Source organism: Phyllobacterium sp. CCNWLW183 (assembly GCF_037203775.1).
In the GTDB taxonomy this organism is placed as follows: domain Bacteria; phylum Pseudomonadota; class Alphaproteobacteria; order Rhizobiales; family Rhizobiaceae; genus Phyllobacterium; species Phyllobacterium ifriqiyense.
Window position 1 is genome coordinate 354112 of sequence record NZ_JBBCBN010000002.1, and the last position, 13536, is coordinate 367647.

The following is a 13536-nucleotide window of genomic DNA, read 5'->3' on the forward strand; positions in this document are numbered from 1 at the left end:
ATTCCAGGCTGACGTTGCTATGTTCGGCACTTCACATCGCGGCGGAAGTCCGACGGAGACATGCCGGCAATATTGCGAAATGACTTGTTGAAAGCGCTCAGCGAACCGAACCCGCTCTCCATAGCCACCTGCAAGACATTGACTTCCTGCCGGAGCAGCATTGCCTGTGCATAGGAAAGCCGTAGCAAAGTGACATAATTATTGAGCGTCATGCCTGTCGATTTCTTGAAAACGCTCATCGCATATTTTGGATGCAGATTGGCCGAGACAGCGATATCGACGGAATCGATATCTTCCAGGAAATTGGCGGATATGAAATCGCACATGCGGCTGACTGCACGCGCCGACTGCTGAATGGACGAAGCTTCGAACGCCCCAACCGGCTTTTCAGGAACCATTCGATAGGGCTCGAAGCAGATGCGCTCAATTCGAAGCAATAATTCGCTGACCGCATGCGCTTCTTTGGAGGGATTGCCGGAACGCGCATAATGAAACCATCGTACAAAATTCTCTTTGTCGGCGGCATCAGTCGCCGATGTGACCAATGTTCGGCCCTGCATCAATTGGCTGGGTACTGTTTCGGGCAGATGCATCCGAAAAAAATGCACAAGCGGCAGATGCGCACCTGCATAGATCGCATCGTCGGATGAATCGTCCATTTGATGGGGTTGTCCGCCCCAGAACAGGCACATATCGCCTGCATTGAGGCGAATGGCATGATCATTCATTCGATAGTGAACTGTGCCGCTGATGATATAGTTGACTTCTACCTGCGCATGCCAATGAGGCATAGTCATAGTTGCGGGGTGGTTGTAAAACATCTGCAACGAAGTCGGCATTCCCTCGACGCTGCTTGCTCCGGGATGGTAAACCGGCCTTTCCCGCATCTTACTTTCCGCCCAGTTCATGTGTCCTTTTTAGGAGACAGGTGCTCCCTTGCCGCTACTGTAGCCATGTTTGCAAAGAGCGAGCAATTGAAAAGGGAGGAATTTCAATGCGCTTCAAATCTTTTTGCGTGACAGCGATTGTCACGATACTTGGCTTAAGCACCGCGCCAGCATTGGCGCAATCCGGCAATATAACAATTTGGGCATGGGATGTAGCGGCTTCATCCTTGAAGTTGGTACTTGAGGATTTCAACAAGAAGTTTCCCGATATCAAGGTTGACGTTCAGGATTTGGGCAATCAGCAAGTGTTCGACAAGACGCTGGCCGCCTGTGCTGCCGGTGGCGCGGGACTGCCCGATATTGTGCAAGTCGAAAATTTCGAAGCTGAAATTATATGGAACCGCTTTCCCGATTGCTTCAGCAATTTGAAGGATCTGGGCTATACGGCCGACATACAGGCCAAATTTCCGGAGTTTAAACGTACTGAGCTGGAAGTCGGCGATGTCGCTTATGCTATGCCTTGGGATTCTGGGCCGGTGGCGGTTTTCTATCGGCGGGATTTCTATGAAAAGGGCGGTGTTGATCCGGCATCGATCAAGAGCTGGGATGATTTTATCGAGGCGGGTAAAAAAATCGCTGCCGCCAATTCCGGTGTCAGCATGGCGCAAGCCGATTTCAATGGCGACAGCGAATGGTTCCGGATGCTCGCTAATGAGCAAGGTTGTGGATATTTTTCCACGGATGGTCAGTCTATTACGATCAATAGACCGGCATGCGTGGCGGCGCTGGAAAAGGTGAAGGAGATGAAAAGCGCCGGTACGCTGGCAGCCGGCAATTGGAATGAAAAGATTCAGTCCAGCACGGCGGGTACAGTCGCAAGTCAGCTTTACGGCGGCTGGTACGAAGGCACTATTCGCTCCAATTCTCCCAAGCTGGATGGCAAATGGGGTGTTTATCCCATGCCGAGCCTGACTGCTGATGGTCCGCACGCCGCCAATATAGGCGGTTCAGCACTGGCTATCAGCGGCACTTCGGAAAACAAGGAGGCGGCATGGGCGTATCTCAATCATGCCCTTGGGACCAATGAGGGACAGGTCGCCATGCTCAAAGGATATGGCCTTGTGCCTTCTTTGTTAAGTGCTGCCAGTGATCCTTTCATTTCGCAACCCCAGCCCTATTGGGGCGGGCAGGCCATCTGGTCTGATATTCTGGCTACGCTCCCCAAAATCGTGCCAAGCCGCGGAACGGCGTTCCAGGGGGATGCTGATAATATATTCAAGGCAACCCAGATCAAATACTTCGAAGGTGGGTATCCAGATGCAAAGACAGCTCTGGGCGATGCCGCAGCTCAGATTGCATCGGCGACCGGCCTTCCGGTCGCGGAATAATCCTCATCACCGGGCGGGCAGTATGCCTGTCCGGTTGCCTGTCGATTGGCATTCACACCAAGGGGAGAAACGATGCAGCTGCGAAACCGCGCCGCCTATGGGTTCCTGGCGCCCTATCTCTTGATCTTTGCCATTTTCTGGATATGGCCGATTATCAGTTCGTTCTGGATGTCATTTCAGAACACGCGCGTAAATCCGTGGGTCTTCAACCCCGGCATGAACTGGGGGCGCCTGTTTTCTGATCCGGCGTTTTACAATGCGCTGAAGAATACGATGATCATCCTTGTCATTCAGGTACCCGTGATGATCACGCTTGCAACTGTTATCGCGGTTCTTCTCAATTCACCGCTCTTGAAAGCCAGAGGCATTTTTCGTTTTGCCTTCTTTGCGCCGGTGGTTGTGGGTGAGGTCGCCTATGCAGCGGTTTTCCGGCTTATGTTCAACCTTGACTTCGGCATCATCAACAAGCTGCTGAGCAAGATCGGCATCCCTTCCATATCCTGGTTCGCCGAAGCTCCTTTTGCCATGGCCTTGTTGATTATTGCCGTGACCTGGCGCTGGGCGGGATACAACGCCATCATCATTCTCTCCGGTCTTCAATCGATCCCCGAAGATGTTTATGAGGCAGCAACGCTCGACAGGGTAAGCAAGTTCAAGCAGTTCATTTATATTACCTTGCCCCTGCTCAGACCCGTGATTCTGTTTTGCGTGGTTCTGTCGATTATAGGTTCCATGCAGCTTTTCACTGAACCGTTCCTGATCACCAACAGAGGTGGGCCAGGCGGGGGCACTGAAACGCTTGGCCTGTTCCTGTATAGGCAAGGCTTCGCTTCACTGAACTTTGGTTATGCATCGGCCATTGCCTACACAATGGCAGGGCTGGCGATCGTGATTTCACTTTTAAACCTCTGGCTGGGGCGTGAACCAAAATGAGATCACAATCCAAATCCACCTTTATTCGCTCCGTGTCGCTGCATGCGCTGCTTATTCCATTGGCCATTATCTGGTTATTCCCGCTATGGATGATGTTCATCTTCGCGACGATGCCCGATTACGGCATTTTTAGCCCTGGGATTGAACTTCTGCCTTCAACACATTTTTTCGAGAATGTGAGCAATCTGCAAGCGGACACGAATTTCATCCGTGCCTTGATGATCTCTATCGGCGTCGCGCTTATTTACACGCTCTTGTCGGTTCTACTGACTTCCATGGCCGGTTGGGCGCTTGCCCGATACCATTTTCTGGGAAAATCCGTCGTGGTCGGCATCATTCTGGGCACGATCACATTGCCATATTTTGTCGTGGTCATTCCCCAATTCATCATGGTGGCGCGCGAGTTCAAAATGGCGAACACATGGGCCGCGCTCATCGTGCCGCCACTGTTCAACTCGCTTGGCGTTCTTTTCATGCGGCAGTCCTTTTCGATGATGCCGGCAGAATTATTTGACGCTGCCCGTGTTGAAGGCGTCAAGGAATGGCAGATTTTCCTGCGCATCGCATTGCCTTTGGCACGGCCGACGATGGCCGCCCTTGCGATCATTCTCTTTCTTGCGTCATGGAACAATTATCTCTGGCCTTTGCTGATTAATTCACGGCCGGACATGATGACAGCGCCGGTGGCGCTTGGAACCCTGATTGGTCTTACCAAGGTTTCATGGGGCGGTATCATGGCGGGCGCCGTCCTGCTCACCGCGCCAATTCTCGTCATCTTCGTTTTATTGCAGCGCCACTTCATCGCCGGCATAGCCGCTGGCGCAATCAAATAATCGGAGACCGCCGCATGGCTGAACTTGCTCTCAAAAATGTTGTCAAACGTTTCGGTACTTATGAAATTATCCACAATGCCAGCCTTGACGTGGCCGATGGCGAGTTCGTCGTTTTCGTCGGCCCGTCCGGTTGCGGCAAGTCTACCTTGTTGCGCATGATCGCCGGGCTTGAAACCATATCGGGCGGAGAAATCCACATTGGCGGGACAATCGTCAATGATGTGGGGCCTGCTGATCGCGGCATTGCCATGGTCTTTCAATCCTATGCGCTCTACCCGCACATGACGGTCGAAGAGAATTTGGCCTTCGGATTGCGCATGACGGGAAACCCGAAGAACGATACCGAGCGCCGGGTCCAGCGTGTTGCCGACATTTTGCAGATCAAGGAGTTGTTGAACCGGCGGCCAAGGCAACTTTCCGGCGGTCAGCGTCAGCGTGTTGCCATTGGCCGGGCTATTGTGCGCGAACCGCAAGTGTTTCTGTTCGACGAGCCACTCTCCAACCTCGATGCGGAATTGAGGGTACAAATGCGTGTTGAGATTGCCCGACTCCATAAGGAACTTGGGGCGACAATGATCTATGTTACCCACGATCAAACGGAAGCGATGACGCTGGCTGACAAGATCGTCGTGCTGCGGGGTGGCAATATTGAGCAGATCGGTGCGCCGCTCGATCTTTATGACAATCCCGCCAACCAGTTTGTGGCCGGTTTTGTCGGCTCGCCCAAGATGAATTTCATGAGCGGAGCGGTCATCGAAGCGCAGGGTCAAACAATTACTGTCGCTCTCTCAAATCAGGGAAATGTACCAATCACCCTGCCGGTTGAAAATTTCGAACCCCGTATCGGCGAGAAAGTGACGCTTGGCATCCGTCCTGAACATTTTTTCAAAGCCGGCCAAGGCGATGCAGATCTGACGATCAAGGTCGATGTCGCCGAACATCTTGGCAATACCAGCTACGTCTACGCCAATGTGAGCAGCGGCGAACAAATCATCATCGAACGCGAGGAATCCCGCAATGAAAGCAATCGCGACACTCTCACGATCGCCGTCAGGGCAAGCAACGTCTTCCTGTTCGACAATACCGGCAACAGAATCCGCTAAAAATCGGTCCGTAACCTAGGCACGATTTCGGAAATTCCGTTGCACCAACGATCGCCACTCTGCGTCCGTCAGAATCCGGCGATCTAAGTCCAGCCGCGCCAACTCCCAAGGCAAAACCCGTCAAAAGTCCCAAGGAGGACATATCATGAATGATACAAAGCTGATCCGCTGGGGCATTATCGGCCCAGGCAGCATCGCCAGAACCTTCGCCGATGGCATTGCCCATTCCCACTCCGGTCAACTCATCGCCATAGGTTCGCGTAACCCGGACAACCCTCTGCTTGTGGAGCGTTTCCCAAACGCCCGTATTGTCCACGGCTATGAGGCTCTGTTGAATGAGTCCGACATAGATGCGATCTACATCGCGACGCCCCATACCGGCCATGCGGAGTGGGCGATTAAGGCTCTGCGTGCGGGCAAGCATGTGCTGGTGGAAAAGCCCATAGGCTTGAGCGCCTTCGAGGCGGAAGCCATTTTCCACGAGGCACGAAAGGCAGGCAAGTTTGCCGGCGAAGCGTTTATGTACCGGTTTCATCCACAAACCCGAAGATTGATAGAGCTTATCAAAGAAGGAGCCATTGGCGATCTTCGCATCATCCGGTCAAGTTTCGGGTTCAATATGGGGCGTGTACAACCGGATCATCGCCTCTTTGCAAATGCTACCGCTGGCGGCGGCATACTTGATGTTGGTTGTTATCCGGTCTCTATGGCGCGCCTGATTGCAGGAAGTATGGAAGGGAAGAATTTCCTTGAGCCTGAAGTTCTATTCGGCACAGGCCATCTTGGCGAGACAGGCGTCGATGAATGGGCTTCAGCCATTCTCAAGTTTCCAAATGGCGTGATCGCCGAACTTTCCTGCTCCATTATGGCCGAGCAGGACAATACGCTTCGCATTATCGGTTCGCGCGGCAGGATTGAGGTCAAGGATTTCTGGTATGCCTCTGGTCAAAAGGGTGGTGTTGGCAAGCTGGAATTGTTCAAGTCCGATGGGACGCATGAAACGATTGAGATAAAAGAGGAACGCTGGCTTTATTCGTTCGAAGTTGATGCGGTAAGCGATGCTATCCATGGGGGACATCAACAATTTGCTGCCCCGGGTATGGAATGGGCTGATTCTATCGGCAATTTGCGGGTGCTTGATCAGTGGCGGGCGGCAATTGGTCTCGAATATACGGCCGAAAAAGCCACTTCTCGCACAAAAACTATTTCTGGTGATGTGCTCAGGCCCGGCAACACTGTACCGAACCGGACCATAGCTGGCCTCGAAAAACCTCTATCTGCTGTCGCGCTCGGTTTCGAGTTCTTCCCAAACTTTGCGGCAGGCTCCCTAACCCTTGATGCCTATTACGCAGCCGGGGGAAATCTTTTCGATACGGCCTATATTTATGCCAATGGCAAGACTGAAGAGATTCTGGGTGACTGGCACACCAGTCGAGGCATTCCACGGCAAGAGATTGTCGTGATAGGAAAAGGTGCACATTCTCCACTCTGCTATCCAGACATGATCGGCAAGCAATTATCCCGTTCGCTTGACCGGCTCAAAACAGATCATGTCGACATCTATTTCATGCATCGCGACAATACCGATATCCCGGTTGGAGAATTTGTCGATGCGATGGATGCAGAGGTAAAAGCAGGCCGTATTCGCGGACCTTTTGGCGGTTCGAACTGGACCCGCGAGCGAATGAACGAAGCCATTGCCTATGCCGAAAAGAACGGCAAGACAGCGCCAGCGGCATTGTCCAATAATTTTTCCCTCGCTGAAATGCTTGTGCCGATATGGGATGGTTGTGTAGCAGCATCGGATGATACATGGAAAAATTGGCTTGATGCCACGCAGATTCCCAATTTCGCCTGGTCCAGCCAGGGACGCGGCTTTTTCACAGAGCGGGCAGGGCGCGACAAGCGTGATGACGAAGAGCTTGTGCGGGTGTGGTATTCTGAAAAGAATTTCGACCGACGTGAAAGGGCATATGAGCTAGCCAAAAAGCTTGGTCGCAGCCCTATCCACATCGCGCTCGCCTATGTGCTTGCACAACCCTTTCCAGTTATCCCATTGATCGGACCCCGCAATCTCGATGAACTCGAAGACAGCCTGTCGGCGCTCAATATAGAATTGACGCCGGAAGAGGTTAAATGGCTTGAAGGATAGTGTTTATCGGGTACCTCGGCCGGATGGTAGTTGATTGCCGTCCGGCCGAGCTGACGCATGACAACAAGCAACCCTGTTGCGGATCAATCGTCCAAACTCGGTTAAGACATCAGCAGGTAACAAAAAAGCCCAGAGAAAACCGGGCTTTTTGAGTGTTTCCAACAGGTCATGGGACCTGTGTGAAAAGAGAATTGGTGCCCAGAAGAGGCGTCAAATTTTTTTACCAAGTTATTGTTTTAAATTAGTATTAATGCGGCTTACCTTGACCGATACCAAGAATAATACCTTATTTTCTATGAACAGTCTGCAACGACGCGCGATCGTCCAGAAGTATAATCTTAACAAACGCATGACAGATTGCCATTCCTAATGGGGGCAATGGGTCATGAAAAATTTTCCACATCAATATAGTCAAATCGACAGGCTAACTGATGCGCTTCGCGTCGCTGAAAAGGTTATAAAATCGGGCGGCCAATTAGGAGATGATGCGGTTTTTGGGGAGGCGTTGGTATTTGGCAACGTCCACAATATCGCAGGGGATGGCACATTAGCAGAACGACTAAAGAACGAAAAACTGAAGCCGGTTTCTAATAGGGGCTACCACACCGCCGCTCGTGAAATGCGCAGGTTTCTAGTCTTAGCAAAGTTCTTGGAGCAATCAGCAGCGACTGGAGCTTATCAAATTACTGCTAACGGCGTTGAGCTTTTAAAAAGTGATAATCCACTTGTTTACAAACAGCTCTGGCGTGAGGGCGTTTCTGGGATCGAATTGAACGATGCCGGAAATGTAAGCCATCCGTACCGTATTATGATGAGATTGGTGCAAGATCGACCAGGAATTGCAGTCAAAAAGCTCTTGCTTGCTCTTGAGGCAAGGAACGATGGCAGCGCAGAATATAAGCGAATTCTCGACCTATCAACCAGCCCATTTGAAGATATCCTAGCAAGTTTAAATATATCGTCAGCTTCAGCAGCGAACGCTATCAAAATACTACCCAGCATTGCTCAGCAAGTTGGAGATCTGGAGAAGAGGCAAAATCAAGCTTGGATTTCCGAGCGCGTTGATGTTTCTGAAGATGAAGTCGCGATCGAAACTAATGTCAATGCAGGCGCCACAACTTCAAATTCGTCGAACAGACGATCAAGAGATGTTGATGCAAAAACAATTGCGTCGGAACCTGCATTCCAAAATACGGCAGGAAGCAAGAAGTTTGATTTGGCCGCTGCTATAGCCCTGAGGCAGCGACGGCACGTCATTCACCAACGAGCCGTGAAATCGATGGCCAATAAGTTTGAAGCCCTTGGGTTCACCCTATCAGAGCACCCATTCGATTGCTTTGGGCAACGAAAGAAACACAGCATACTCGTTGAGATGAAAACTCTTGATGGCAGCCCCTCCGATGAACGGAAACAGGCGGAGAGAGCACTTGGCCAGATACAAGCATACAGACATTTTGATTTGCCTGAGGATAAAAAAAAGAACTTAATATTGATCGTAGCGTTCTCTCAGAAGCCCATCACCGAAATTTGCAATTTTTTGAATATTCAGGGGGTTTTTGCGGCTTACCCATCCCATGCTGATGAATGGATACTGGTCGATCCAGCGGGCAAAGAAACGCAACTTTCCGACGGGGCTTGGATGAAGAGTTAATCGGCAAAAGCTTTGATCACTTCGGTGTTCTCTAATCTCGCTTTCGCAATATCAATGTAGTCACTGTTGAGCTCAAAACCGACGTATTGTCGGTTTTCCATTTTTGCAGCTACACATTCACTGCCACTGCCCACAAAAGGAACTAAAACGGCGTCGCCTTCATTGGAGAAATGCCTTACTATCCGTCTCGATATCGATAATGGTTTCTGCGTGGGATGATCCACTTTTTCGTCTCGAAAGCGCCGACCTGCCAACGTCGGAAACGCCCATACGTCCCCCGCTAATCTGCCCTCTGGATTAGGCTCCCAGGTCTTTCCATTCTTCGTGATCTTGTGTTTTAAGCGTTCTTGGCTTTTGTAAGGCTCGCGAATGGGATGGTAAATGTAATCATTTGTTTTTGAGAACCACAAAAGTGGCTCGTAGTGAGCAGCCAACGAGCGTTTGCCATATCCTGCAAAGCCATTTTCATAATTCCAAATAATCTGCCTTCTATAACTGAAGCCGATTTCATACATCATGCATTGCACCCAGCATAAATGATGGTGGATGCCATAAACAAAAATATTTCCCGTCGGCGATAAAAGCCTATAAGCTTCTTGAAGCCAGAGTTTGGTCCAAGAATGCCACTCCTCTCGCCTATCGATTTCTTTCCACTCACCAAAGTCTTTGCTTAGATTGTACGGCGGATCAGCGACTATTAGATTGAACTGCTGCCCATCAAGTCCAGCCATACCCGTTATGCAGTCCATGTTCCGTATAAAAGAATTCACTTCGTCGGGCTCTTCGGTTTTTGGAGTATAAGAATGTATTGGTTATGAATATTCGGGACATAGGAGTAAGGGTACCCGTATGGGAATATCTTTTTGTGCCTCTGAAACAGTACTTTCAGGCCTCTCATCTCCAGATTTCGAGATTGCAAACGGTTAGCCAAGTCGGCATGAAACATTATGTACTTTGATTTATCTCTAAAGTCGCTAACAACAACAGCCATGTATTTCCCTGGCCTAAGAACCCGCTCGCAATCAGAAAGTATATCTGCGAGAACGGCTAGGAAATCATCATAGCTTTCAATATTTGCCAGATCTCTTGGATCTTCGCCATAGTCCTTTGCCAAACCATTTTCTGTCCGACCTTGGCGAACTTTATGGTCCTCTTTTTTTAGAATGGACCAGTAAGGTGGGCTCGTCACGACGAAATCGACGCTCGCATCTCCAATGGTTTTTAGGATGTCTCTCGCGTCGCCCTCATAAATCAATTGCTCTGCGAGCTTAGCTTCACCTACTACCTCCTGCTGGAGCCTTTTTTCCGCAAGGCGAGCAAATTGCGGGTTGAGCTCAATGCCTATTCCCTTACGTCCATCGATTGCGCACGCCTTCAAGGTCGATCCCACACCTACGAATGGGTCCAGTACGGTATTTCCTCTTTTTGTAAAAAACCGCACAAGTCGTCCAACATCCGTGAACGAAAACGGCGCAGGATGCTCACGTTCTATTTTGGCATCTGGGTGTCCTGCTCCCAGCCCGCGCTGGTTCCAAACGGAGACCGTTTCCACAACCCACTCTTTTGAGGTTAGATCGTTCAACTGGTTACGGGGGTCGACACTTCGCAACGGTTCAGTGCTTGCATCTTCAGAAATTGCATCGAGAACAACATTCACATCCAAATCAGCGTATTCGGGTTCAGTTGGGCGTTTTTTGTACATTGTTGAACCGATCTTGCGTTTCTCAGAAGTCAATTTCCAGCTACATGCGTGGTATTCGGTAACTACACTGATTTGCTAGGCATCGGAACCCGCTATATACGGCTATCGGCGATCCTCTCAGTTTATCCGAGGATTATTTCTGCGAAGCAAGTGCCAGGATTGCCAACTCAATGTACTTGGCTATTGCCCTTGGTGATGTAGATGTTGGCTTTATCACAAGCTTCCGCAAAGTTTCTATGTCACGCGCTTCGACTAGCCTGACCACTTCCTCAAGTTTTTTACGAAAGCGGGCGTGAGTGGGGGCCCTGAAATCTGGAACGGGCGGCAAAATGCCCTTTTCAGCATCAGCCAAGATTGCTGCACGCTGCCCGACAGTGTGCTTGGACGCATTGGCAGGGATGATCGGCGTTTGCTTTGCTGACGACGCTGTGCGGTTATCTCTGGCGGCAGCAATCATATCCTTCGGGACAAGAATGGTGAAATTCTCCTGCGTGATCGCATAGATCAGCGGGGTTTTGTTGGCGTGTTCCTTGGACAGGCGATCGGCGATCGTGATCGCTTCGGCAAGGGTCGCGGCAGGCTCATTGATCTTGAAGTCCGGGCCGCGACGAAGATGGACGCTAAAGCTCATTGCGGCTTTGACCTGATTGCGGGCGGCGATGTCGGCGGGGTGATCTCGTTTCAGTTGTTTCTTCGGCATCCGGTTGACCTCCTTTTCGGTGGTCAACCGAGTTAGCGGTTCCTCCCGCCGTTGCAACTAGTCCTTTTCAGGCGTGTTTTTCGGATCAGCGAAAGACCACTTGATGGTCAGTGGGACCTCCTTGCCGCCGCGCCGCTTGGTTTTCTTAGGCAATTGCTCGCTTGGCGGTTCATCGCGCGTTTTCTCGCTTGGAAGCGGCTCACCAAGTTCATCCGCGATGTTATCCCTGCGAGCATCGGCCTGCCCCAATGCGCGCGCAAGGTTCAGTAGTAGCGGGTGCAAACCCGGAGTTGGTTCTTTTTTCTTAGGCATTTCAAACTCCTTTCGATAATGAAACGCCGTGTGTTGGGACGAGCAGCGAAGTGTTGCAAACCTCGAAACACCATACGCCGGGTGAATGCCAGGCGCATGTCCTACAGAACAAGTTCTGCGTTCAGCCAGTCCGCCCGATCGCGAGCGGCCTGCCACAAACGATCGACGATATACTCGCCGAAGTTGGCCGATGCCAGCGCTCCCTTGATTGATCCCTCGCAGGTCAGATCGACAGTTCTCTCATCCAAGATTTCTGCCATCTGGCCGCTAAGGAATGCGGATACCTGCGATCTGACTTCATCGTTCATCGTGAATATTTGCATGGTTGTTGCCTCTGTCGGTTGCCACGGAGCATTATCACTCTCACCAACTGGCAAAGCCGGATCGTCTTATGACCGGCCAATCTCATGCTGCTGCTCCACGTTGCCGGAGCAATCGCGGTGGAGCAACTCAAAACTCGAAAAATTTTAAATAAATTTTCCGGACAGTTTTAATGCTATCCGGACATCGGGTTGGACCAAAAAGTGCCGAGCGATGAGCTTGCTACTGTTACCTTGATGGTAACTCTAATGTGTAATAACGCTTCGACCGGAACCCAACCGAAGTGCGGTATGTTGCTGATGAGCGATCATTCAAAAGTAAAAACGCCGCTTTCCAGATTGGTCGGGGCTGTAATCGGGATTTGGTTTTTGCTCGGTTGCCTTCCGATTTTCGTAACGACGTTCTATAACTTCGTCCCATCGACGAAATGGACTTCGATGAGTGGCTTGGCCGGTGTTTTCGCTGGGCTAGCCTCTGCGGCACTCATGATTTGGATTGTGTTGAAGGCCCCACCCGATGCCTCGACAAGTGGTATGAAGAGAAAGGTGGCCATCTTGGGAGCTCCGATCTTCGGTTACGCCTTGGGAAAGGACCTGGTAGTTGTCGCCATTCCAATGATCTTTGCTATGATCGTGGGCCATCAGGTCGAACTTCCGTTTACCGTAGAACGGGCAAATGATTACGGCTCCAGACGATGTCGCTCACCGGTTGTATTTCAAGGACTACCATTCGTTTTCAACAAAGTTTGCGGTATCTCAGACGACTTCAGGCAGAGGGTCACTCCCGGTAGCCGCATCGTTGTCATCGGGCGTGGCACCAGCTTGGGTGTCTATGCTGAAAGTCTGCGCGCGTTTGATTGATAAGCGCGGTCGCAATGTGCCATCAGCGGCTCAATAGTGGTATCGCACGCGATCTAATGGTTGCTGCTATGCGATTTCGCCGGGCAAGGGACGTAGGGCTGACAGGCGACCATCTCGATTGAGAACGGTTCTGATGCGGAATAGCTGCGGAAGTCGATGTATCGAAGCGCCGCAAGCCTATCCAGCGCCAAGCGGATCGTTGGTTTCGAAATGGCGCAACGAGCGGCAATCTGATCAACTTGAAGGTTCACCACACCATCCCGGCTTGCAGCCGCAGCGATGCCATGAGCGAGCCTGAAAGCTGACGGCGGCATGCGCGGATCGCGCCGAGCGCGCTCAAGCCAGCGGACCTTCCAGTTCAAACTTGCAGCCAATTTCGAGCCTTGTTCAAAAGAGGGGAATGCGATGTGCCAAACGGGCTTCGAAGCCGCCATTGAAAAGCAAAATACTTGATTTCGTTGAACTAAACAATTTCCGAAACACAACCCAACTGAGATTTGCATAAATTGAAATACATTCAAAGATCGGGGGGCAGCGGCTCCGCGCCTTAGAGGGCGCTGGAAAGGTACCTAAACCGTAAGCGTGTCGGTGAAGTAATGGGATTGTTATTCCTCAATTCATAATCTTAAAGTAGATATGAAGAAAGGGGGGGCTAATATGAAGTGCATCGGAACAGTCGTCACCAGTAATCAGC

14 protein-coding genes are annotated in these 13536 nt (G+C 51.0%); 7 read left to right on the top strand and 7 right to left on the bottom strand.

Annotation, left to right across the window (positions count from 1 at the left end):
* Window positions 1–17: 17 nt before the first annotated feature.
* Window positions 18–908: a helix-turn-helix domain-containing protein gene (locus V9K95_RS07515; RefSeq protein ID WP_115054575.1), complete on the bottom strand. Its 891-nt coding sequence runs from the start codon at window positions 906–908 to the stop codon at window positions 18–20.
* An 86-nt stretch (window positions 909–994) separates the two neighbouring features.
* Between V9K95_RS07515 and V9K95_RS07520 the strand changes: the two genes are divergently transcribed.
* The 6 genes from V9K95_RS07520 to V9K95_RS07545 all read left to right on the top strand — a co-directional run bounded on the left by V9K95_RS07520 (window position 995) and on the right by V9K95_RS07545 (window position 8947).
* Window positions 995–2275 (top strand): ABC transporter substrate-binding protein, encoded by a 1281-nt coding sequence (locus V9K95_RS07520; RefSeq protein ID WP_336440288.1) that lies wholly within the window; start codon window positions 995–997, stop codon window positions 2273–2275.
* A 72-nt stretch (window positions 2276–2347) separates the two neighbouring features.
* Window positions 2348–3208: a carbohydrate ABC transporter permease gene (locus V9K95_RS07525; protein WP_336440287.1), complete on the top strand. Its 861-nt coding sequence runs from the start codon at window positions 2348–2350 to the stop codon at window positions 3206–3208.
* Complete coding sequence (locus V9K95_RS07530; protein WP_336440286.1) at window positions 3205–4041, top strand: carbohydrate ABC transporter permease; 837 nt, start codon at window positions 3205–3207, stop codon at window positions 4039–4041. Before V9K95_RS07525 ends, V9K95_RS07530 begins: the two co-directional genes overlap by 4 nt.
* Window positions 4042–4055: 14 nt before the next feature.
* Entirely contained in the window at window positions 4056–5144 is a 1089-nt protein-coding gene (locus V9K95_RS07535) for an ABC transporter ATP-binding protein (protein ID WP_336440285.1), read from the top strand.
* A gap of 145 nt (window positions 5145–5289) precedes the next feature.
* Window positions 5290–7296 carry an aldo/keto reductase gene (locus V9K95_RS07540; RefSeq protein WP_336440284.1) on the top strand — a complete coding sequence of 669 codons (2007 nt, stop codon included), beginning with the start codon at window positions 5290–5292 and terminating at the stop codon, window positions 7294–7296.
* Between the two features lie 385 nt (window positions 7297–7681).
* Complete coding sequence (locus tag V9K95_RS07545; protein WP_336440283.1) at window positions 7682–8947, top strand: hypothetical protein; 1266 nt, start codon at window positions 7682–7684, stop codon at window positions 8945–8947.
* On the opposite strand, the gene V9K95_RS07550 is transcribed toward V9K95_RS07545, so the two are convergent.
* The 5 genes from V9K95_RS07550 to V9K95_RS07570 all read right to left on the bottom strand — a co-directional run bounded on the left by V9K95_RS07550 (window position 8944) and on the right by V9K95_RS07570 (window position 11984).
* Window positions 8944–9678, bottom strand: coding sequence for a DNA-methyltransferase (locus tag V9K95_RS07550; RefSeq protein WP_336440282.1), 735 nt, complete (start codon window positions 9676–9678; stop codon window positions 8944–8946). The two genes, V9K95_RS07545 and V9K95_RS07550, sit on opposite strands and share 4 nt — an antisense overlap.
* Before the next feature lie 35 nt (window positions 9679–9713).
* Window positions 9714–10649, bottom strand: coding sequence for a DNA methyltransferase (locus V9K95_RS07555; protein ID WP_336440281.1), 936 nt, complete (start codon window positions 10647–10649; stop codon window positions 9714–9716).
* Window positions 10650–10782: 133 nt separating this feature from the next.
* Window positions 10783–11349 carry a hypothetical protein gene (locus V9K95_RS07560; protein WP_336440280.1) on the bottom strand — a complete coding sequence of 189 codons (567 nt, stop codon included), beginning with the start codon at window positions 11347–11349 and terminating at the stop codon, window positions 10783–10785.
* Between the two features lie 57 nt (window positions 11350–11406).
* Complete coding sequence (locus V9K95_RS07565; RefSeq protein ID WP_336440279.1) at window positions 11407–11661, bottom strand: hypothetical protein; 255 nt, start codon at window positions 11659–11661, stop codon at window positions 11407–11409.
* Between the two features lie 101 nt (window positions 11662–11762).
* Entirely contained in the window at window positions 11763–11984 is a 222-nt protein-coding gene (locus tag V9K95_RS07570) for a hypothetical protein (RefSeq protein ID WP_336440278.1), read from the bottom strand.
* A 189-nt stretch (window positions 11985–12173) separates the two neighbouring features.
* Between V9K95_RS07570 and V9K95_RS07575 the strand changes: the two genes are divergently transcribed.
* Complete coding sequence (locus tag V9K95_RS07575; protein ID WP_336440277.1) at window positions 12174–12842, top strand: hypothetical protein; 669 nt, start codon at window positions 12174–12176, stop codon at window positions 12840–12842.
* 53 nt (window positions 12843–12895) lie between these two features.
* Here the strand turns inward: V9K95_RS07575 and V9K95_RS07580 are convergent, their stop codons facing one another.
* Entirely contained in the window at window positions 12896–13204 is a 309-nt protein-coding gene (locus V9K95_RS07580; protein WP_336440276.1) for a MarR family transcriptional regulator, read from the bottom strand.
* Window positions 13205–13536 lie beyond the last annotated feature (332 nt).

Bases quoted from the DNA above. Each gene is read 5' to 3' on its own strand.
- V9K95_RS07550 (WP_336440282.1), bottom strand. From the start codon at position 9,678: ATGGCTGGACTTGATGGGCAGCAGTTCAATCTAATAGTCGCTGATCCG.
- V9K95_RS07545 (WP_336440283.1), top strand. From the start codon at position 7,682: ATGAAAAATTTTCCACATCAATATAGTCAAATCGACAGGCTAACTGAT.
- V9K95_RS07565 (WP_336440279.1), bottom strand. From the start codon at position 11,661: ATGCCTAAGAAAAAAGAACCAACTCCGGGTTTGCACCCGCTACTACTG.
- V9K95_RS07530 (WP_336440286.1), top strand. From the start codon at position 3,205: ATGAGATCACAATCCAAATCCACCTTTATTCGCTCCGTGTCGCTGCAT.
- V9K95_RS07570 (WP_336440278.1), bottom strand. From the start codon at position 11,984: ATGCAAATATTCACGATGAACGATGAAGTCAGATCGCAGGTATCCGCA.
- V9K95_RS07520 (WP_336440288.1), top strand. From the start codon at position 995: ATGCGCTTCAAATCTTTTTGCGTGACAGCGATTGTCACGATACTTGGC.
- V9K95_RS07555 (WP_336440281.1), bottom strand. From the start codon at position 10,649: ATGTACAAAAAACGCCCAACTGAACCCGAATACGCTGATTTGGATGTG.
- V9K95_RS07535 (WP_336440285.1), top strand. From the start codon at position 4,056: ATGGCTGAACTTGCTCTCAAAAATGTTGTCAAACGTTTCGGTACTTAT.
- V9K95_RS07560 (WP_336440280.1), bottom strand. From the start codon at position 11,349: ATGCCGAAGAAACAACTGAAACGAGATCACCCCGCCGACATCGCCGCC.
- V9K95_RS07515 (WP_115054575.1), bottom strand. From the start codon at position 908: ATGAACTGGGCGGAAAGTAAGATGCGGGAAAGGCCGGTTTACCATCCC.
- V9K95_RS07525 (WP_336440287.1), top strand. From the start codon at position 2,348: ATGCAGCTGCGAAACCGCGCCGCCTATGGGTTCCTGGCGCCCTATCTC.
- V9K95_RS07540 (WP_336440284.1), top strand. From the start codon at position 5,290: ATGAATGATACAAAGCTGATCCGCTGGGGCATTATCGGCCCAGGCAGC.